Origin of the sequence: Streptomyces sp. NPDC060209, from assembly GCF_042728155.1 — a bacterium.
In the GTDB taxonomy this organism is placed as follows: Bacteria; Actinomycetota; Actinomycetes; order Streptomycetales; family Streptomycetaceae; genus Streptomyces.
The window spans coordinates 23,984-43,784 of the sequence record NZ_JBHWZS010000016.1; the positions used below are offsets into that span (position 1 = coordinate 23,984).

The 19,801-nt window shown below is 66.6% G+C and carries 14 protein-coding genes, 1 pseudogene and 1 CRISPR repeat array; of the genes and pseudogenes, 8 read left to right on the forward strand and 7 right to left on the reverse strand.

Translation table 11 applies throughout. The annotated features are described in order from the left end of the window. Nucleotides 1-264: 264 nt before the first annotated feature. Nucleotides 265-1,494 carry a hypothetical protein gene (locus ACFWFI_RS05585; protein ID WP_387385836.1) on the forward strand — a complete coding sequence of 410 codons (1,230 nt, stop codon included), beginning with the start codon at nucleotides 265-267 and terminating at the stop codon, nucleotides 1,492-1,494. Nucleotides 1,495-1,872: 378 nt separating this feature from the next. Here ACFWFI_RS05585 and ACFWFI_RS05590 read toward each other — a convergent pair whose 3' ends face one another. Together ACFWFI_RS05590 and ACFWFI_RS05595 are read right to left on the reverse strand one after the other, a co-directional pair. Beyond that, nucleotides 1,873-2,646 (reverse strand): hypothetical protein, encoded by a 774-nt coding sequence (locus ACFWFI_RS05590; RefSeq protein WP_387385838.1) that lies wholly within the window; start codon nucleotides 2,644-2,646, stop codon nucleotides 1,873-1,875. Between the two features lie 1,168 nt (nucleotides 2,647-3,814). Continuing rightward, a pseudogene (locus tag ACFWFI_RS05595) lies at nucleotides 3,815-4,492 on the reverse strand (DUF2637 domain-containing protein); the annotation flags it as partial. Between the two features lie 757 nt (nucleotides 4,493-5,249). Between ACFWFI_RS05595 and ACFWFI_RS05600 the strand changes: the two are divergent. From ACFWFI_RS05600 to ACFWFI_RS05620, 5 genes are all read left to right on the forward strand, one after another. Beyond that, nucleotides 5,250-5,420, forward strand: a complete 171-nt coding sequence (locus ACFWFI_RS05600; RefSeq protein WP_387385841.1) for a hypothetical protein — start codon at nucleotides 5,250-5,252, stop codon at nucleotides 5,418-5,420. A 354-nt stretch (nucleotides 5,421-5,774) separates the two neighbouring features. After that, the gene (locus tag ACFWFI_RS05605; protein ID WP_387385844.1) at nucleotides 5,775-6,095 is read left to right on the forward strand and encodes a hypothetical protein; all 321 of its coding nucleotides are present in this window, start codon (nucleotides 5,775-5,777) and stop codon (nucleotides 6,093-6,095) included. Nucleotides 6,096-6,266: 171 nt separating this feature from the next. Then, nucleotides 6,267-7,814 carry a helix-turn-helix domain-containing protein gene (locus ACFWFI_RS05610; protein ID WP_387385846.1) on the forward strand — a complete coding sequence of 516 codons (1,548 nt, stop codon included), beginning with the start codon at nucleotides 6,267-6,269 and terminating at the stop codon, nucleotides 7,812-7,814. Then, nucleotides 7,814-8,389 (forward strand): transcriptional regulator, encoded by a 576-nt coding sequence (locus ACFWFI_RS05615; RefSeq protein ID WP_387385848.1) that lies wholly within the window; start codon nucleotides 7,814-7,816, stop codon nucleotides 8,387-8,389. The genes ACFWFI_RS05610 and ACFWFI_RS05615 overlap by 1 nt, the downstream gene beginning before the upstream one ends. A gap of 287 nt (nucleotides 8,390-8,676) precedes the next feature. After that, nucleotides 8,677-9,087 (forward strand): hypothetical protein, encoded by a 411-nt coding sequence (locus tag ACFWFI_RS05620; protein WP_387385850.1) that lies wholly within the window; start codon nucleotides 8,677-8,679, stop codon nucleotides 9,085-9,087. A gap of 43 nt (nucleotides 9,088-9,130) precedes the next feature. Here ACFWFI_RS05620 and ACFWFI_RS05625 read toward each other — a convergent pair whose 3' ends face one another. From ACFWFI_RS05625 to dnaE, 3 genes are all read right to left on the reverse strand, one after another. Next, a complete protein-coding gene (locus tag ACFWFI_RS05625) occupies nucleotides 9,131-9,670 on the reverse strand; it encodes a hypothetical protein (RefSeq protein WP_387385852.1) in 540 nt (179 codons plus the stop codon). 278 nt (nucleotides 9,671-9,948) lie between these two features. After that, a complete protein-coding gene (locus tag ACFWFI_RS05630) occupies nucleotides 9,949-10,299 on the reverse strand; it encodes a DUF6300 family protein (protein ID WP_387385855.1) in 351 nt (116 codons plus the stop codon). Next, nucleotides 10,296-13,886 (reverse strand): DNA polymerase III subunit alpha, encoded by a 3,591-nt coding sequence (gene dnaE, locus ACFWFI_RS05635; RefSeq protein WP_387385858.1) that lies wholly within the window; start codon nucleotides 13,884-13,886, stop codon nucleotides 10,296-10,298. The genes ACFWFI_RS05630 and dnaE overlap by 4 nt, the downstream gene beginning before the upstream one ends. A 736-nt stretch (nucleotides 13,887-14,622) precedes the next feature. Here dnaE and ACFWFI_RS05640 point away from each other — a divergent pair. Together ACFWFI_RS05640 and ACFWFI_RS05645 are read left to right on the forward strand one after the other, a co-directional pair. Beyond that, a complete protein-coding gene (locus ACFWFI_RS05640; RefSeq protein ID WP_387385860.1) occupies nucleotides 14,623-15,192 on the forward strand; it encodes a sigma-70 family RNA polymerase sigma factor in 570 nt (189 codons plus the stop codon). Continuing rightward, the gene (locus ACFWFI_RS05645) at nucleotides 15,192-16,073 is read left to right on the forward strand and encodes a hypothetical protein (RefSeq protein ID WP_387385863.1); all 882 of its coding nucleotides are present in this window, start codon (nucleotides 15,192-15,194) and stop codon (nucleotides 16,071-16,073) included. Before ACFWFI_RS05640 ends, ACFWFI_RS05645 begins: the two co-directional genes overlap by 1 nt. 897 nt (nucleotides 16,074-16,970) lie before the next feature. Next, nucleotides 16,971-18,402: a CRISPR direct-repeat array (repeat unit 29 nt; unit sequence GGGACCATCCCCGCGGGCGCGGGGAGCAG). A 79-nt stretch (nucleotides 18,403-18,481) separates the two neighbouring features. Here the strand turns inward: ACFWFI_RS05645 and cas2e are convergent. Both cas2e and cas1e read right to left on the reverse strand, forming a co-directional pair. After that, nucleotides 18,482-18,832, reverse strand: a complete 351-nt coding sequence (gene cas2e, locus ACFWFI_RS05650; RefSeq protein WP_387385865.1) for a type I-E CRISPR-associated endoribonuclease Cas2e — start codon at nucleotides 18,830-18,832, stop codon at nucleotides 18,482-18,484. Beyond that, nucleotides 18,829-19,797 (reverse strand): type I-E CRISPR-associated endonuclease Cas1e, encoded by a 969-nt coding sequence (cas1e, locus tag ACFWFI_RS05655; protein ID WP_387385867.1) that lies wholly within the window; start codon nucleotides 19,795-19,797, stop codon nucleotides 18,829-18,831. Before cas1e ends, cas2e begins: the two co-directional genes overlap by 4 nt. Nucleotides 19,798-19,801: the final 4 nt, after the last annotated feature.

Below are 19,801 nucleotides of genomic sequence, written 5' to 3' on the forward strand. Positions count from 1 at the left end.
GCTCCATGAGGTACCTCCTGCAGAAAGGGGGTTCAGCGGCCGGTCGGCGCGCTGTTGGCAGTCGCCAGTGAAGCGGGAACGGCACCTGTGGATAAGCCCGCCGTGGGGGCCCGCGATGGGGGTAGCGTCTGGGCTCTCGCTGCGGGCGAAGGGGGACTCGTGGACGACTTACGTCCGTCACCAGCGCAGATTCCAGACCGCTTGTTGCACGATCCGGCTTTCGTTCATGCCGCCCGGGCCCGTGACTTCACGACGGTCTTCTCCATGGCCCGCGAGCACGGGGTCAGCTTCTACCGGATCGGTGAAGGATCCGGCATGAAGCCCGAGCGGGTCGCCAAGGTCGCCCGGGGCGAGGCGACGGTGACCACGCTGGACGCGACCGAGCGCATTGCGGACGCACTTCGGATTCCCGGTGCCTTTCTGGGGCTTGCTGCGCGACCCTGGGAACACAGCTCCCCGAGACCGCACCCGGAGGCCGACGATGGAGATGACCCGATGAACCGCCGCCAGGTCCTGCGCGGGGCCCTCGCAGCCGGCCTCACGACCACCGCCCTCACCGCCCTGAGCGAGACCCGCCAGTCACTGGATCTCGCGCTGGCCGCCGACACCGCGCCGGCCGAGCTGCCCGACCTCGAGGCTGCTGCCGAGGCCTACGGCTACGGGTACCACGGGCAGGCCCCGACCCGGTTCCTCGCCGATCTCGTCAGCGACTTCGCCGAACTCCGGCCCCACCTCGACAGCCCCCAGCCGGTCGCCGCCCGCATCCGGGTATGCCGCACCGCTGGACAGATGGCGGGGATGATCGCGATCGTCCTGCACGACCTCGGCACCCGCAAAGAGGCCAGGAAGTGGTTCGCGACAGCATCCAAGGCCGCCCAGGAATCCGGCGACCGCCAACTGCACGCCTGGGTCCTGGCCCGCGAAGCGATGGTGCCGATCAACTACGGCGCCCCGCAAGCCGCGGCACTGCTGGCCGAGCAGGCACGGCAAGTCGCCGGAAACCGACCAACAGCGGCCGCGACCCTGGCAGCCGCGGTCGCCGCCCGCGCCTACGCGCTGGCCCACCAGCCAGACCAAGCCCGCGAGGCGCTCACGGCCGCCGATGCCCTCATGGAACGCCTCGATGCCGATGCACGCGCCGACACGTGGCTCACCCACGGCGAGCAGAAGCATCACGTCCATCTGTCTCACGCGCTCACCGCGCTCGGCGATACCGGGCGTGCCCGCGAAAGCCAGCAAAGGGCGCTGGAGCTGTCATCGCCGACCAGCACCATGACTCGCTCGCTGCTCACCATCGACGCGGCCACCTGTACTCACCGGGACGGTGATACCGAGGAAGCCTGCCGACGCATCGTCTCCGTACTGACCACTCTTCCCGATGCCTTCCGTAGAGGACTCGTGCACCAGCGCGCGACAGACCTCTACCACTCGATCCCCGTCCGGCATCACGAAGAGCTCGCGGTGCGCGAGCTGCGCGATGTCTTGGCCGCCTGAACCAAGACCGGATCTCGGCCACGGGCAGATCAGTCGGGCAGTACCGCGCGCTCGCCACGCACGGCATCTGACCTGTTCAACGCACGACAGCGCGCCCAGCCGTCAGACCACGCAGGAGGGTTGCCGTATGGAAGGAGGGGCCCCTGCTGTGGAACTTCTCTGGGTGGGATCGGCTACGGGATGAATGGCGGCCTACCTTCGGCTGCACTCCCCAGCTGCGCCGCAGTCACCAACTTGCCGAAGCAGCGCAGGCTCAGCCCGGTGAAGGGACGTATACACGACGGCTCTGGCGTCGTGATCACACCAGGCACACCAAGATCATCACGCATGTGACCAGCTGTTATGGGAATTTCCGTAGGACCGGAGGCATACACCCAATTAGAGCGAAGGCAGGTTCTCATACGTCTCGACAGGGACCGGCCCAAGGATCACGTAGGGCACGGTGACCTGGATTCCGCTATCTGTCCCAGCATCGATCAGCCCGTTCCGCACCGGACCGAGCCGGGAGAGTCTCTCGGAAACTGCTAGCACCGTCCCCTCATCCGAGAACCTACCGGTCTCGCGCATGAAATCGTCCACGGCGACCTTCCCTTCGATCTTCCGCATGACCTGATGGGGAATCCTGCTGCCGACTACACGCAAGGTCGACAGCAGCACGACGGAAAACACCTCACCCATTACGGCCCCGGATGACGTCCGGCATTTTTCGACATCCCTGTACACCTCGCGGTAGATGTGGTTGAGCTGGCCAACCGACCTGGCCCTATGTGCGTAAAAGGCCTTGAACTCCACAACTCCGCGCGGGTAGGGGACAACTGACGTTCGGCGCGCCGGCTTCTCAACCACCGCCAGGTCCACCTGCCTCCGGACAGGCCGTCCGTCCTTGCCCTCCGTGGACAGTCCGGTCCACTCGCGGCCCACGTCCAAGAGAGTCCGAGTTCCCCTGAGAAGACGGTGCATCTCGTAGGCCACCCGGTCACGGACCGGATTTTCTATCTGGGAGGTCATCGCCAGGTAGGCCAGCTCCCCCTCCTGGAACGAGCCTCCCGCTCCCTGGAGACAGGAGTCGATGAATTCCCCGGTAAGGCACCATCTCGCTGTGTCCTTGCGTCCCCGCCACTCGGTTGGCCCGGTGGCCGCCATGTCAGTCATGAGACGAACCTACGGTGTTGGTAGGACAGCCCGGTCCAGAATCGCTGCCGCCGGCAGGCCTCCTCCGTCTACTCTTTCAGGCCGTGCGGTTGGCGCCGGTCTGCGCTTCCAGGGCTGCCCGGCGGCGGGGGAAGTCTGGCAGCAGCGGGGCGATCTTCTCCGGGGTGTACGGAGCACCGGTGATACCGCGGCCGGCCAGGTCGTTGGCGAGTTCACCCGGGGTCGGCGCTGCGCCTTGGTCGTCCAGGTGCTGGGCCCACGCAGAGTAGATGCGGAACGGGGGCAGGTAGCGGCGCAGGGTGGAGGGGCTGACGGGTGCTCCGCCGCGTCCGGTCCTGCCGCTCTCTGCGAGGTGCTGAGACAGGGCGGCATCGCGGGGCTCGTGTCCGTGCAGCTGGATGTACTCGGTCCAGGCGAGGTAGTACCGGTCCACAGTGGTGAGCGGTTCGACCGACCCGACGTCCGTCACAGGTATCGGCTCCGCTTCAGCCGCGGACTCCGGTTCCGGTTCGGGAACTGGCCCTGGTGCCGGTACCGGCTCCGGCTCGAGGACCAGTGCGGACGACCGCTCCTGCTCGGCATCTGCTTCTCGTTCAAGAGGCATGGCGTCGGGCATCTTCGTGAGGTCGTCGCCCAAGGGGCCGAGGCCATGCTCCTGCTCGTTGGCGACGTTCTCGATCGGCGTGGGGGCTCCCTGTTCGATCACCATGCTGACTGTTCGACGTTCGGGAGCCAGCGCCACCGATCGGCGATGCGCCGACTCGAAAGCGTTGAAGGAGCCGGTCGAGTTTCCCGCCTGGGCTGCCGTTTCCGCAGCGCGAGGCGAGGTGTCGGCCACCCAGCTGTGCTCTGTGGCCGCCAGGCCACTGCCCTGCTGCGCGAGCTGCCGGCCGTGAGGTGAATCAGCGGCCGCCAGTTCCGGGGCGCCGGGTGCGAGTACGAACTCGGGGGGAAGGTTGATGCCCGCGGCGGCGAGGCCGGCCGGGGCGGTCTCGGCGAGCGGACCACCGTGCAAGGAACCGGTCGGGGGTCCCGAAGAAGTGTCGGCCGCCCGGCTGTGCTCTGTGGCTTCCGGGGCGCTGTCCTGCTGTGAGAGTTGCAGGTCATGAGGTGGCTGAGCGGCCGCCCGTTCCGGGGCGCGGGGTGCGGATGCGAGCTTAGGAGAAAGGTCGATGCGGGCTGCGGCGAGGCCGGCCGGGGCGGTCTCGGCGAGCGGGACGCCGTACTTCGCCAGGCGCAGCGGCATCATCGACTCGACGGGTGCCTTGCGGCGCCAGTTGCGGCCGAAACGGGCCTGGAGGCGGGCCTGGTAGATCAGCCGGTCCTGTTCGAGCTTGATGACCTGCTCGTAACTGCGCAGCTCCCACAGCTTCATCCGGCGCCACAGCTTGAACGTGGGAACGGGGGAGAGCAGCCAGCGGGTGAGGCGGACACCCTCCATGTGCTTGTCGGCCGTGATGTCCGCGATCCGGCCCACGGCGTGCCGCGCGGCCTCGACGGAGACGACGAACAGGATCGGGATCACCGCGTGCATGCCCGTGCCCAGCGGGTCGGGCCAGGCGGCGGCGCCGTTGAAGGCGATCGTCGCCGCGGTCAGCAGCCAGGCGGTCTGACGCAGCAGCGGGAACGGGATGCGCATCCACGTCAGCAGCAGGTCCAGCGCGAGCAGCACGCAGATACCCGCGTCGATACCGATCGGGAAGACGATCGAGAAGTCGCCGAAGCCCTTCTCCTCCGCGAGTTCACGCACGGCGGCGTACGAACCCGCGAAACCGATCGCGGCAATAAGCACCGCGCCGGCCACGACGATGCCGATCAGGACACGATGCGTACGTGTCAGCTGCACGGGATTCCCCGAGTTCGCTGCCCCCACTGTCTCCTGTCCCTCCCGCACATCTTGTGTCACGTCGGGTAACACTCTCACGGCTGTCAGACACATCGCATGGGCGTGCGACAGCGAACCGCTGCGCGACACCTACTCGCGCCCCCGATCGCGCACCGGTCCCTGCGACCAGGCACCGGATCACCACGGCAGGTCAGGCACGGGTTTTCCTGCAGGCTTCCCCTCTCTGGCCCTCTGATCGCCCTGGAATCAGCGGGCGGCTGGTGGCGGCTGCGGTCGGCGAACCGCAGCGCTGCACTGCGCTCGAGGAAGAGCGGCGCCAGGCGATGGCCGACGCCGGGGTTGCGGGCCTAACCCACCAGCCCGCCACTGTGCAGCCATCAGTCAGGCCCACGCCAAGTTCGTGTTCCCGTTCCCGCCGCTCAACCACCTCGACAGCAGTCACCCGGCAGACGGCCTCTCACCGTTGCCCACATCGACCTACCCAACGACCTGCAACACGGTGTGCGGACAGCAGCCCCTGGTAGCGGTGACCGGAGGGCCGGCCGGTTACGGAGCCGTCCCCCGACAGTGCAGGGACGCGCGCACAGCGCGAGAGGGGGGACGGGGGCCGAGAAGCGATGACAAAGAGGCACTTGACGTGAATGAGAAGCGGTCCTGCATGACTGCGCATCGCACTCGCCGTACTGCATGCGCTGGGAGCGCGACTTCTCGACGACAACCTACCTACCCCTGCAAACCCTTGACCAGGAGATTCCCAATGGACTACCTCGCTCTTGCTGCTGCTCTGCCGCTCGTGCTCGGACTCGCCCTGCTGTGCGCAACGTTGGTCTGCGTTGTCGCCCTCTGCCGCGCCCATCGGTCCGAGGTCGTCGCAGTGCTCCGCGCACTGCCCGGTCTCATCACCGCACTACTTCGCAGGAAGCCGTGAGCGCGCACCGGGATCGACACACCCTTGTATTCGGGGCCCCACTCGTCCGGGAGCTGGTGGGCGGGGTGGAGCGACCCGGACCGCGGGGCTGGCGTCGCCCACGGGACCGACCGCGGGGCCTACGGTCCGGGAAGCAAGTCCCGGTACGGGCCCGGGGCCGATGACCCCTGGCTGTTCTCGACAGACCGATGGGTGTGGAAAGGCGACTGCCCGTAGGGGCGTGACCCGCCCTTTACTGATCTCTGGCAGCGAAGGTTGAGCATTCTCAGCGAAGGCTGAGCAGTCCACGAGGACAGGGCAATCTGAGTACGTCTGCTCAGGCCTCAAGCCCGTCCCGTCCCGCAGACTCCACGCATGACGTGGACGCAGACCGAACTGCTGGTAGACGCCGGGGTGGCTATCGTCGCCACCGCCGCAGTCGCGAGTCTGTGGGCGCTCACTCTGATGTGTGTCAGTCGCGCATTCTCACGCACGCTTGGCCAAGCTCTGAACGCGCGCAACGTGCCGTCCGCAAGGCCGGGCGAGCTGTCGCTCATCTGCTTCCTGGCGCTGGCCTCGTTGGCCACCCCGGTGACGCTGATATGGCTGGCCTGGGCTCACCACCTGTGGCTTTCGGTCGCCGCGCAAATGGCACTGCCGCTGTGCACGCTCGCCTGGCTCCGCCGTGCTGAGTAGCGAACAGAGACTGGAACGATCACTCAACCTTCAGTGACAACGCTCAAGCTTCGCTGCGCTGCAACATTTGCCGGCCGCCGCCCCAAGCCCGGCAACTACCGACGCCCATCCGATTTCCACCTGTCGCCCAATTGCTGCCCAATACTAGTCCAATCACTGTAGGGTGGAAGTATGAGTGAAGGACTGAGCGGCGTTGAAGCGCTGCTGGAGGAAGCTCGTCTGACGGCGTCGATGCCGTCCCATACCGAGCGTCGGCGTCTGCGTGAGGCGGCCAGCCTTTCGCGGGCCCAGGTCGCCACAGCTGTGGGCGTCGGACGCTCGACCATCGCGAACTGGGAAGACGGGACTTCGGATCCGCAGCCCCCTGCTCGCCTTGAGTACCTGCGTCTGCTGAAAGGCCTGGCGGAGATCTATCCGGCGCCGACCGCTCCCGAGGAGGCACCGGCCGAGCCGACACCGGCAGCGTTCGTGCCCGCCCCGGAAACACTGCGGGGCGAAGACGGGCTGGCTGTTCAGGGTCGCCCAGGCCCCTGCATCCGCTGCGGTATCGAAACCGCCTACCAGACCACCGACGGCCGCCCGATGCACGTCGGTGGCTTCTGCCAGCCCGTCACCACCCAGACCTCCAGCACTCCTACGCCTGTTCCCGCGGAACCGGTCTCCCCTCCCCCGGCCCCCGCCTCGCCCACTCCGGTGCCCCTGGCGACGCGGCCGCAGCGCCGTGCCCGCTCGGCCGCCCGCGCTCAGGAAGAGACCACCGGCCTCATCAGCCGCGCCGTGCACGAGGAACTGGAGCGCGCTGCCGGCGACATGGACGCAGCGCTCAAAGCCCTCATCAAGCGTGCGATCCCTGACGTGATGGCGCTGTTCGCCGAGACGCGTGCGACCGGCCGCTACGACTACACGGCATATCCGGCGCTGCCCGACATCCTGAAGAAGCCCTCGAAGAAGGACCCGGACCAGATCTGGGAGGCCCGCCCACGCTTCCACCACCCCGACTACTCACTCCGGGCACCCGGCGACATCAAGGTCACAGCCCTCGACGTCAACGCCGCCTACCTGTCCGCCCTCAAGTGCTGGCTGCCGATCGGCAAGCTGGAACACAGCACCGACAGGGACGGCGTCGACCCGAAGCGCTCCGGGGTCCACCTGATCACTCCCGCACCGTGGGATCACCCGTACCTGCCCGACCCGATCGGCGACCGCGACGAGCCCGGCGCCCTCTGGGTCACCGACGCCACCCTCCGCCTCCTGCAGCGCCTCTCCGGCCCCCGGTACGGTCTGGTCGATGCCCCGGTCATCCATGAGTCGTGGACCTCCGGGGCGACGGAGAACTTCCTCGATGCCCTGCGCAAGACCCTCACCGCCGCGCGGGAGACCGCCCTCGCAGAAGACGACACCCTGACCCTGGAGTACATCAAGGCGATGTACTCCAAGTTCATCTCCACGATGGGCGAGTCGATCCACAACAGGGAACTGGTCCGGCCAGATTGGATGCACATCATCCACTCCCAGGCCTACGCCAACCTCTGGGGCAAGGCCTACAAGGCCCACCAGGCAGGCCTAGAGATCATCAGCATGATGGGCACCGACGAACTCCACCTGACGGGCGACTGGCGCCAGGTCTTCACCGAGGGCCGCGGCGTCTCCCAGATGAAGATCAAGCACAGTGACGCCAAGGCGTCCGGCGAATACACCGTCGGTAAGGTCTCCCGCTGATGGCAGGCCGCTGGCAAGACCTCGGCATGTTCAACGCCTACGGCGTCCCGGGCGCCGACGCGCTGGGCGCGGCCATCGAAAACATGGTCACCGGCATCAGCTCACCCGTAGACAGCGACCGCGGCCTGGCCGCCCGCCTGCGCTACCTCACCAAGACCGACGCCGGATACGAAGCCATGGACCGCGCCGGCATCCACGTCTCACCCCGAACCCTCATGGCCTGGCTATCCGAGGAACGCAAACCCAACGGCGCCAACCTCAACCGTCTGGACGCCGCCTACTGGGACCTGCGCCGCCGCAACGTAGCCACCGACCTCAAGAACCGACTCAACAACAACGGCCGTGGCACCCGGGTGGAGATCAATCCCGTCGACCAGTCCGGGGTCGAGCGCAAGCACCAGCGCGACGTAGCCAGCCGCAACATCAACGTCCGAGGGGTATGGGACCGAGCCGTCGATGCCTGGATCGACGACGACTTCGAGGAACTGGACGCGATCTGGGACGAGATCATCCAGGACATCGGCTCCGAGTACGACATGTACGCCAACGTCTCGTCCATCGGCTGGGCAGCCTGACCACAGTTACACCCCAGACGGAGCGGGCCCGGAGTCGTTCCAACTGACTCCAGGCCTGCTCCGTCGACCGTACGACGCTTCCAGGTAGTGGTCCCGTTCCTCCAGGCCGCCCTCGATGCCGCCTGGAAGTGCGCCTCGGTCGTCGGGCTCCACTGCGGAGATCGACGTCCCGAGCATGCCTGATGTCTTGTGCTGATGGCCCAGACGGACGTCCCGGCGGGCACCGCGTGCGACGCACGTACGATCTTCGGCAGAACAAGCAAGCCGGACAACCAACGGGGGATCTCATGCAATGGCCAGCCCGCCAAGAATTCGACCGCTGGGCCGGACGCCAGCAGAGCTGGGGTGCCGGCCTGATGGCGGTGTCGGCAGCACTGTTCCTCTGGCTGGGATACCTGCTCCTGATCCCGTTCACCGTGCAGGACTACCAGGACGAGATCGCATGCGAAGCACCGGTCTTCTACAACAGCGAGAGCACGTCCTACAGCCAAGGGGCGGGCAAGCTGTGCAGCACGGAGCGCGACTGGCCGGAACTGCTGGCGATCGGATTCCTCGCAGTGCCACCTGCCATCGCGGGTGCGGCGCTGTTTACGAGCGGGAGTGCCCGCAAGCGTGCGAGCGCCCATGTCTTCCGAATCCTCGAGTTGCAAGAGATCGAGAAGCGCGCACGGCAGAAGATGACAGGGCCGAAACCCTGAAGTGCCTGGCGTAGCCACTGCTGGGCATGGAGCATGCGGTATATCAGCTGTCGTCTTCTGCCCCGGCTAGAGCCTCAGCGATCAGGCGAGTGGCGAAGTTAGGATCGCCGGTGATGCGGTTGATGCGCTCTGCGAGGAGGAAAGCGGTGGCTTCGAGGGGGTTCATTTCCTCCGCTGTCCAATCACCGTACTGTTTGCGCCACAAAGTAGGGCTTAGGTCGGTTCCTGCGGCGACAACTAGGCCTGCCATGGTGGGGATGGCCTCAGGCCGCACGCTCTTGGGCATCCTGCGCATCGTGGCCACAAGGCTGGGCACCACATACTCGATGACGTCCTTGCCCTGTGATTCATGGGCCTTCCGCAGCCACGTCATGAACACAAAAATGAGCGTGCACACGCCGTCCAGAACGTCATCAGCCCTCTGAGGGCCCAGCGACGCGGTGTACTGGTCGACCAGCCGCTGCTGTTCGGGGTCAAGCTCAGCCTTGCCGTCGGTAATTTCCTTGAGCCGGGAGTCGATCATGAAGAGCGCTGCGCTCACATCGCCAGCAGGAGCGTGCTGGGGGTCGCAAGGTGATGACACGGGATTCCTCCTCATGGGGGTGCCCTGCGCCGCCAGGCACGTGCGAGACGCGTCGTCAGTTCGGTCGTCAGAACCGCGGTAATGCCTTTAGCGGTGGAAGCAGGTGGCCGCCTCGTGGCCTGCTCCTCTACGGCTGATCCACGCTGTGATCATGCCGCACTGCCGGAGCGTACGTCCCGGAATCCGCCGATTGAGGAGACGACGAACGGTGCACCCGCACAGACGAACAGCCGGGCTAACAGGCGATGAAGACCGGAGCGGCCGCAATCTGTGGAGTGCTACAGCTCGCCGCGCCTGAAGCGTTCCACTTCGTCCGTCAGATTTCTCTGGTGGACCTTGCGGAGAGCGGCTACGGCTATCCAGGCTGCAGCCAGCTCCGTGAACAGAGCGAGGTTCTCCGGGCTCAGCCAGCCATCGACGGTGAACAGGGCAAGGAGGTCGGTGGCGGCTGGGTCGGTGGCGTCGCAGCCGGTGCACAGTAGGGCTTCCTTGAATCCGTCGACGTCTGTGCCCTGCTCGTTCTTCCACGAGCTCGGGAATCGGGCCAGCATGAGGCCTGGTGCCTCGCAGCGTGGGCACAGCGGCACGTTGTCGATCTGAACGACAGGTGCCGCCGCGTCCTCGGTCATACGACGCCGACCCAGACGTCGGGGCCCAGGGTGCCCTTCACGTCCGAGGCTACTGATGTCGGGTCGACTTCGTAGCCGAGCGCGTACACCGTCGTCTTCTCCAGGCCGCGCACCTGGAGACGTACTGGGCTGACCCCCCGGTGCGCCCCGAGGATCCGCTTCAGCTCTTTCACGTTCCGCTCATTGACCTGGTGGGAACGCAGCTGGAGCTGTACCGGCGGGCGGCCGCCGGCCTCTGCGGACGAGACGTCCAGCACCTGGAGCTCCTGGCCGAAGATGCTGATCGTGCCGTCCCGGTCGTTCAGCCGGCCTGTCACGGACACGATGCTGTCGGGGATGAGCGCGGCCTGGACCAGAGCGTAGGCGGCAGGGAAGAACAGTACTTCCATCTCACCGTCGCGATCGGCGAGGTTGATGATGGCCCAGGCGTTTCCTTGCTTGGTCACCTTCAGCGTGACGCCCGTGATCAGCCCGGCCAGCTGCACCGTCCCTTCGCTGCGTCCGGAGGCGAGAAGCTCGCTGATCGTTGTGTCCCGGTTGCGCGTGAGGATGTGTTCGGTGCCGTCCAGGGGGTGCGCGGAGACGTACATGCCGAGCATTTCCCGCTCGGTGGCGAGCAGTTGTTTGCGCGGCCACTCTGAGTCGTCGATAGGGAAGTCCAGGCCGAAGGCGGCCGTGTCCGGGTCTTCGGATCCGAGGTCTCCGAACAGGTCGTCCTGCCCGATGGCTGCCTGTTTCTTCACCGGGATGACGGAGTCGATGGCGTCTTCGTGGACCGCCGACAGGCCTTTGCGTGAGTGCTGTAGCGAGTCGAAGGCACCGGCCTTGATCAGTGATTCGACGGCTCTCTTGTTGAGCGCGCCGATTTCGGCTTTGTCGAGGAAGTCGGAGAAGGAGGCGTATTTCCCCTCCTTCTTGCGGGTGCTGACGAGCGACTCGATGACGTTGTCGCCGACGTTGCGGATCGAGCGCAGGCCGAAGCGGACGTCGTCGCCGATGGCGGTGAAGTTCGCGACGGACTCGTTGATGTCCGGTTGAAGGACCTGCACGCCGAGCTTGCGGGCATCGGCCAGGTAGATGCCGGCCTTGTCCTTGTCGTCACCCACCGAGGTGAGGAGAGCTGCCATGTACTCGGCCGGATAGTTGGCTTTGAGGTAGGCCGTCCAGTAGGAGACGAGTCCGTACCCGGCGGTGTGGGATTTATTGAACGCGTAGCCGGAGAAGGGGAGCATGACGTCCCACAGGGCCTTGATGGCTTCTTCGGAGTAGTCGTTGTCCTTCATGCCGCCGTGGAACTTCTCCCACTCGGCGGCCAGGACCTCGGGCTTCTTCTTACCCATGGCGCGGCGCAGCAGGTCGGCGCCTCCCAGGGTGTACCCGGCGAGCTGCCTGGCGATCGCCATGATCTGCTCCTGGTAGACCAAGAGGTGGAAGGTGTTGCCGAGGATGGGTTCCAGGGCACCTTCCAGCTCGGGGTGGATCGGGGCGATGTCCTGCCGGCCGGTTTTGCGGTGCGCGTAGTTCATATGCGCGTTGGCCGCCATGGGTCCGGGCCGGTACAGGGCGAGAGCTGCGGCGATGTCCTCGAACCGGGACGGCTCCATGGCTTTGAGAAGCGTGCGCATGCCGCCGCCGTCGAGCTGGAACACACCGAAGGTGTCACCGCGGGCCAGGAGCTGGAAGGTGGTGGCGTCGTCCAGGGGGATCGCCTGGTCGCCGTCCTGCGGGACGGTGTCCGTGGTGATGCGGACGCCGCGGTTCTCACGGATGTTCTGGATAGCGTGATCGATGACTCCCAGGTTCCGCAGCCCCAGGAAGTCCATCTTGACCAGGCCCATGTCCTCGCAGGACGGGTAGTCGAAGCCGGTGATCTTGACGCCGTCCTTGGCCCGCATGTGCAGCGGGATGCGGTCGGTCAGCCTGGTCTTGGACAGAATCACCGCAGCGGCGTGGACACCGGTGTTGCGGATCAGGCCCTCGACGCCCATCGCACCGTCGATGACCCTGCGGACATCCGGCTCGTTCTCGTACAGGGCCCGGATCTCTCCGGCCTCTCCGTAGCGGGGGTGGTCTTTGTCGAAAATGCCGGGCAGGGGAATGGACTTGCCCATTACGTCTGCTGGCAGGGCCTTGGTGATCCGCTCGCCGTGGGAGAACGGATACCCGAGGAGGCGGGAGGTGTCCTTGATCGCGTTCTTGGCCTTGAGCTTTCCGAACGTATTCACCATGGCGGTGAACTCGTCGCCGTACTTCTCGACGACGTAGCGCACCATGCGGTCCCGGTGGCGGTCGTCGAAGTCGAGGTCGACGTCCGGCGGGTTGATGCGCTCAGGGTTGAGGAACCGCTCGAAGAGCAGTCCGTGCTCCAGCGGGCACAGCTCAGTGATTCGGGTCGCGTACGCCACGATCGATCCGGTCGCCGAACCACGGCCCGGGCCGACGGGGATCTTCTGGTCCCGGGCGTACTGGCAGATGTCGGCGACCACGAGGAAGTACGAGGAGAAGCCCATCGGACCGATGACCTTCATCTCGGTCTCGAATCGCTCCATGACCGGGTCGGGGATCGGCGATCCGTAGCGCATCTCCAGGCCCTTGAGGCACTCCCGACGCAACCACGACTCCTGCGTCTCCCCCTCCGGAACATCCGGGTACTGGGGCATCTCGTCCTCAGGAGCGAACACCTGCTCGTAGGACTCGATGCGCTCGGCGATCAGCAGGGTGTTGTCACACGCCTCAGGGAGCTCCGAGAACAGTTCCCGCATCTCGGCAGCCGTCTTGAGGTAGTAGCCGGTGCCGTTGAACCGGAAGCGCCCAGGATCGGCCTTGTCCTTGCCGACGCCGATGCACAGCAGGTTGTCGTGCGCGTCCGCGTGCTCCTCGAGGACGTAGTGAGCGTCGTTCGTGGCGAGCAGTGGAATGCTCAGGTCCTTCGCCAGCCGCAGCAGGTCCCCGCGGACATTGCGCTCCAGGTCCAGGCCGTGATCCATCAGCTCGAGGAAGTAGTTCTCCTTGCCAAGGATGTCCTGGTATGCGGCTGCTACCTCACGGGCTTCGTCGTACTGGTTCAGCCTCAGCCGTGTCTGGATGGCACCCGAGGGGCACCCGGTCGTGCCGATGATCCCCTCGGAGTGCTCAGAGATCAACTCCATGTCCATGCGGGGCTTGCCGGCGGGGAACTGGCCCGTGTAGCTGGCCTCGGTCGAGAGGTAGAACAGGTTCCGCAGGCCCTGCACGTTCTGCGCCCACATCGTCATGTGGGTGAAACGGCCCCCGCCCGAGACGTCCTTGGACCCCTCGCCGTCATCCGACATCGCCCGGATACCGCCGGGTCCCCAGAACTCCTGCTTCCGGTTCCGCCGGCTGGACGGGGCTACGTACGCCTCGATCCCGATGATCGGCTTCACGCCCTCGAAGCCCTTGGCAACCTGCTGGAACTCGTAGGCCCCGAACATGTTCCCGTGATCGGACATCGCGATGGCCGGCATGCTCTGACGGTCCACTTCAGCGAACATCGGCTTCAGCCGCTGAGCCCCGTCGAGCATGGAGTACTCGGTGTGATTGTGCAGGTGAACGAAGGAATCCGGCACCGGGTACAGACCTCCACAGGTGGGCAAAGGGAGGCGCTCACCCTATCCCCGGAGGCAGCCTCAGGCAGCGTCTTGGCCCCTCATCGCGCGGCGCGGTAGGGAGGTTGAGGCTATGGCCTCGGGCGTTCACAGAAAGTTCTCTCAGGTTGCCGACGGCAGCTAGAGGCGGCGGGCCCTAGGACATGGCGCGGCGCCCTCCGCCCGGCCGCGACCGGCCTCGCCTGGGCATGCCGGCGTCACGTGACACGTCGACCGCGTTGACCACGCCCGGGCGTGCGCGGGCGGGAGCGACGGAAGCATCGGCATATGCCCCTGTGAGCTGGGTCACTCCCGAATCATATCGTCGCTGGTGAAACGACTAAATGTGATTATCCAATGACTGTGTGTACGAAGAAGTAGGGATGCGGTGTAACCCAGAGGGGCTCCGCTATCGGTGTGAGGGCAGAACGCGCCAGTGTTCAGCCCGGACACCACTGTTGCTGCCGGGCTCCGTTCCTGATCAAGAAGGAGGCTTCGTGGGGCCCACTCGGACCCGGTATGCGCACGGCTCGGCCTGCGCTCATCGGATGACCACCGCGCGCTCCGGAGCCGTCACACGGCCCGCCGGCCGCATTGCCTCGCAGGCCCGCTCCACCTTCGGTCGCCAGGGCGACCTTCGGCCCGACTTCAAACTCCGCACCCGCCGCACGACCGCACCCACGTCCCACAAGGACGGTCCGGCGGGACGGAGGAATTCGTGAACGACCCATTCGGCAGAGAACACGACGTCGTCGGCCCCGACCCAGGCCAGCAAGGCCTCGATCCACGAGGCGAGGAATTCTTCCGGGAGTACCTGGACATGTTCCAGCGCATAGCCAACTATCGGCTGCGCGATCGGTACGACGCTGAAGATGCCCTGATGGAAGCCATGGTGACGATGCACCGCAGGATCGAGCGGATCCTCACAGCCTCGAACCCGATCGCGCTGGCGCTGAAAATGCTCAACGACGCAATCACCGACTACTACCGCCGCAGCATGCGGATCGCCAGGAACGAGCGGCTCGTCGCCGAACTGCCCGTGGTCTCCTACCTGGAGGAGCTCGGTCGCTACGACCAGCTCGACCGGGCCATGGAAGCCCTGGAAGTCACCGCACCCCGACAGGCCCAGTGCGTGCAGATGTACGACCTCATGGGCCTGTCCTACGCACAGACCGCCAAAATCCTCGGCATTTCGGAGAGCGCAGCGAAAACCGCCGCGTGCCGGGGACGTCAACAGTTGACGGAGCTCATGCACACGGAACTTCCTAAGGAGAAAGGGGACTCCTGATGGCGGAAGACCTCCTCAACCAACAGGCCGGAACCGTCCACGAGGAGACCACCAGTCAGGCCGAAGCAGCCGCAAAGCGTCAGAACCCTCCGCAGCCAACAGACGATCCACAGGATCCGAGCGTGGCGGGCGTGACGCGACTCATGGCGCGACAGGCCGAAGCAATCCGGGCGCAGGCCTTGCACCGCAGCACGGAGAGCTTCATCCAGCGCCTGGCAGCACGGGTCGCACTCGATGCCCGGCGGCCCGCGCGCGTGCAGTACGCCTCCGCGGGCTCACCCGCCAGCTCGGGCGACCGCTACACGGGCGAGGACGAAGAGATCATTCAAGTGGCCCCGCCGGCTTCCAGCCCGGTTCCGCGTACGGAACGCCCGAGCGGGCACGCGCGGTCCCGGACACGGTCTCGTCGCCGCCGCCCGACGCCGATCAACCCGTCCGATCCGGCCAAGAGCCAGTACCTCGCGTTCGGCTACGTAGCCGGGCTGTGCAGCACCGTGCTGTGCTCCGTGGAGATCGAGACCCTCGATGCCTTCGCGGCCGACTTCGACGAAGCCGGGGCCAGGACATTCGGATGCCTGCTCTACAGCCTCGACAAGCGTGAGTCAGCGACGTACTGGTGGCGCTTCGCCGCCGGCGCCGGCGACGCACTGGCCGCACATCTGCTCGCCGCCCACCACGCAGCGATCGGACCAAACGCCGACTCCAGAGCCTGGGATGCGTTCTCCCGGATGCTCGACTTCCACCCGGACAGACACGTTCCTCAGCCAGTCCGCCATCGGACCGAGCTGGCGGACAAATTCGCCCGCGAGCTGCCGGTGCGAAACGAAGCCCGCCGCTTCTTTCGATCCGCCCACTTGCCCCATGGGCTCGACGCCCGATAACACGCCCACCGACACACCGCGCCGAAACAGCACCAGCTCACCGACGCGAGGGAGACAAGCACGTGAACAACATCATCGAGAACGTCGTAGCCGGGGTCATCGTGGCCGCCGTCGTATGGCTCTCCACCCGCGTCTGGACCCGATGGCACCGAAAGGAGAAGACCGACTGACCTTACGGCCGGGCAGGCAGCACCGTCCTCGCCCCGTCGATCAGTGGGCGAGGACTCGCTTCAGTCACCACGTCGGCCCCGCCCAGGCCGGCGAACACCCACGTGGAGCGGCAACACGACTCCGCGCCGGACACCACACGCGACCCGCCGCGAACCTCGTCGCCTTTCCGGCACTACACCTGTTCTTCACGCACCGCCGCCCGATGCCGCACAATCTGCAACAAACTGCGCGGTGCAATTGAGGGGGAACCATCGCATGCCCAAGGGAACCGAGGGCAACTACTGGAAGTTGCAGGCCCTCCCGAACAGGCTCAAGCACACCTTGCTCAAGAGCTACATCCCGCGTTTCGGAGCAATGAGCAGGTGCAAGAGGCGGCCGGGTCGCAATCTCGATCCGCAGCCATTGCCATGAAGGCGGCACCCGCCGCTTCCACAGTGACCCCAGCACCCCTCACCCGCCGAGCCCATGGCTCCGCGGCCGCGGCCTGATCCCGCGGATCGCGCGTCCGGGAAAGCGAGTCCGGCGAGCGGCTCGGCCGCCACCGCTGGAAGATCGAGCGGTCGATCGCCTGGCTGTTCGGCTACCGCCGGCTCACCGTCCGATACGAACCCAAGGGCAGTCACTTCCTCGCTTCCTCGGCCTCGCCGCAACCCTGACCTGTTATAAGAAGCTGGCAAAACTCACCACGTGAGGCATCCTCCAAGAGGTCGCGTGATAGGCGTTGAGGGGACCATCCCCGCGGGCGAGGGGAGCAGTCGCTGCTGGTCGTGCTGGCGCGGTCGGTGTTGGGACCATCCCCGCAGGCGCGGGGAGCAGGAGGCGCTCGGCCGCGTGCTGACGCGCGACCAGGGACCATCCCCGCGGGCGCGGGGAGCAGACTCCACGGTGGTGCTGGTGGAGTTCCGCATCGGGACCATCCCTGCGGGCGCGGGGAGCAGTCGACGATGACGGCCTGGCCCGAGGCCAGCTCGGGACCATCCCCGCGGGCGCGGGGAGCAGGGTCTGCGTGGTCATGCGGTCGGTCCTTCCTGGGGACCATCCCCGCGGGCGCGGGGAGCAGCGTGAGGCGTCCTGGGCTTCCTGCTGGACCCGGGGACCATCCCCGCGGGCGCGGGGAGCAGCTCCCGTTCGGAGTGATGCTGAATTTCCAGCCGGGACCATCCCCGCGGGCGCGGGGAGCAGGTCGCGGGCGCTCATCGGGCGTTCTCCCAGGCGGGACCATCCCCGCGGGCGCGGGGAGCAGAGCCCTCGGCGCTGGCGCTCCTGGGGCCACCGGGGACCATCCCCGCGGGCGCGGGGAGCAGAGCACACCGTCCGGGCCCTGCATCACGGCGAGGGGACCATCCCCGCGGGCGCGGGGAGCAGCACCGGTGGATGCGGATCCGGGAGACGTCCGGGGGACCATCCCCGCGGGCGCGGGGAGCAGAACGCTGCCCGTGTGCTGTGCATACGAGTAGCGGGACCATCCCCGCGTGCGCGGGGAGCAGCTCGAGAGGACGGACTCGACAGTGCGCTCACGGGGACCATCCCCGCGGGCGCGGGGAGCAGCCAGATGCACCACACCAGTACCACCCGCTGCGGGGACCATCCCCGCGGGCGCGGGGAGCAGGAAGGAGCGATGCTCCAGGACTCCAACCCCAAGGGACCATCCCCGCGGGCGCGGGGAGCAGCGCCATGCCGGGAGACACCGAGGTCACACCGAGGGACCATCCCCGCGGGCGCGGGGAGCAGTCGTCATCTTCCGGTCGATCCAGCAGGGCGAGGGGACCATCCCCGCGGGCGCGGGGAGCAGCAGGCCTCGCACTGGTTGTCGCCGTACAGGTCGGGACCATCCCCGCGGGCGCGGGGAGCAGTGTAGGAGTCGCAGGCGTCCGGCCCGTTTGTTGGGACCATCCCCGCGGGCGCGGGGAGCAGCGCGTTCCCGCGGTGGTGCTCTCAACGAAGAAGGGACCATCCCCGCGGGCGCGGGGAGCAGTTTCGTCTACTCCGGCCCGCGGTGTGCGGGTCGGGACCATCCCCGCGGGCGCGGGGAGCAGACGATGAGTCCAGCCGTCTGGATCCTCCTGCTGGGACCATCCCCGCGGGCGCGGGGAGCAGCGGTGACCGCCGCGCATCCGGCTCGGCTGGTCGGGACCATCCCCGCGGGCGCGGGGAGCAGACTCGCTGGCCTGCAGGTTTATCTGTCCCTCGGCAGGTTTTCGAGCACTTTCATCGATCCAGGCATTGCAGACATATCGTTATCTCTTACCGTATCGACGGCGTTTGGCCGCAGCGCTCCACCCGGGCTTCCCGGAGCCGGCCGATGAACTGGGGCTGATGCTGGGACGCCGGATCAGCGTGATTCCTTCATGGTCGGTGGGGTGCCACGCGTGGTCGTAAGTACGGAAGGTGAAGCCTTGCTCATTGTTGGTGGTGTGGGCAAGAAGCGCCCGCCCTTGGCCGGCGTACTGCTGAACTTCGTCCCACAAAACGTCGCGGATCCGGGCTGAGGGGTTGCCGATGAACACACCTGCGGAGATCTCCAGGAGCCACCGCGTGAGGAATCCCCGAAGGCCTGGCGGGCAGTTGGTGAGGACGATCACGGTCACCAGATGGCCGCCTCTTGTTCGTCCGCTCCGTAGTTCACTCCTGATTCGACCAACAGTCCTCTGTCGCTCTGGAGTGCCACGCGGTCTGCGCTCTCGACTGGTTCGCCAACCCGATCCGGTGCGTTGGGCAAAAGCAGGCCTTTGATGTCGTTCACACAGCGTTCGAGAAGCCTGGTTTCGTTGATCTTGTCCCGGAGGGCCCGGCGGGTGCGCGATCCGACGTCCTCTTCGGCTTCGGCTGCTACGTCGAAGGCAAGCGGGATACCAATGTCGGTTTTGTAGAGGTCAGCGATGTCAAGGACGAAGGAGAGTTCGTGGCCTGAATGCACGAACCCCAGTCCCGGGCTGCAGCCGAGTGAGGCTACGACTGCGTGCGCGACTCCATACATACATTGCGCGGCGGCGGTGATGGCCTGGTTGACAGGGTCGCCACTGGTGAAGTCTCCGGGGGTGTACTTGCGTCCGTTCCAAGGAATCCCGGTGCGGGCTGCCTGGGCGCGGTAGCACTCTTTGACCCGGGTGCCTTCTCTGCCGAGGAGTTCGTGGCGGGTGAGGCGAGTGGGGTCTTCGTCGGGAAACCGGAGCCGGTACATGGCGCGTGCGACGCTGATGCGGCTGCGGACGTTGGCCCACTGGGTGGCCTGTGCTTCGACGAGGTTTGCGGAGCGGCTGAGGGCGCGACCGCCGGCGTAGTAGCGGACGCCGTGCTCGCCGACCCAGGCGACGCAGGCTCCCGTTTCGCCGAGGACGCTCATCGCCTGGTGGGTGATGCGAGTGCCGGGGCCCAGGAGAAGTGTGCCGATGGTTGCGGAGGGGATGTGGGTGGTGCCGTCGGCGTCTTCGGCGGTGATGGCATTGGCGTCCCGATGGACCGTACAGCGCTCGAGGTAGATGAAGGAGAGACGTTCTGCCGTGCGGGTGAGGTGGCGCGGTGTGAGGGCGGGGCGTTGGCCGACGGTGCTCATGGCG

What these genes read in the sequence shown, in the direction of transcription:
- ACFWFI_RS05585 (WP_387385836.1), top strand. Translation starts at nt 265, where the DNA reads ATGGCCCGCGAGCACGGGGTCAGCTTCTACCGGATCGGTGAAGGATCC.
- ACFWFI_RS05590 (WP_387385838.1), bottom strand. Translation starts at nt 2,646, where the DNA reads ATGACTGACATGGCGGCCACCGGGCCAACCGAGTGGCGGGGACGCAAG.
- ACFWFI_RS05600 (WP_387385841.1), top strand. Translation starts at nt 5,250, where the DNA reads ATGGACTACCTCGCTCTTGCTGCTGCTCTGCCGCTCGTGCTCGGACTC.
- ACFWFI_RS05605 (WP_387385844.1), top strand. Translation starts at nt 5,775, where the DNA reads ATGACGTGGACGCAGACCGAACTGCTGGTAGACGCCGGGGTGGCTATC.
- ACFWFI_RS05610 (WP_387385846.1), top strand. Translation starts at nt 6,267, where the DNA reads ATGAGTGAAGGACTGAGCGGCGTTGAAGCGCTGCTGGAGGAAGCTCGT.
- ACFWFI_RS05615 (WP_387385848.1), top strand. Translation starts at nt 7,814, where the DNA reads ATGGCAGGCCGCTGGCAAGACCTCGGCATGTTCAACGCCTACGGCGTC.
- ACFWFI_RS05620 (WP_387385850.1), top strand. Translation starts at nt 8,677, where the DNA reads ATGCAATGGCCAGCCCGCCAAGAATTCGACCGCTGGGCCGGACGCCAG.
- ACFWFI_RS05630 (WP_387385855.1), bottom strand. Translation starts at nt 10,299, where the DNA reads ATGACCGAGGACGCGGCGGCACCTGTCGTTCAGATCGACAACGTGCCG.
- ACFWFI_RS05645 (WP_387385863.1), top strand. Translation starts at nt 15,192, where the DNA reads ATGGCGGAAGACCTCCTCAACCAACAGGCCGGAACCGTCCACGAGGAG.
- cas1e (WP_387385867.1), bottom strand. Translation starts at nt 19,797, where the DNA reads ATGAGCACCGTCGGCCAACGCCCCGCCCTCACACCGCGCCACCTCACC.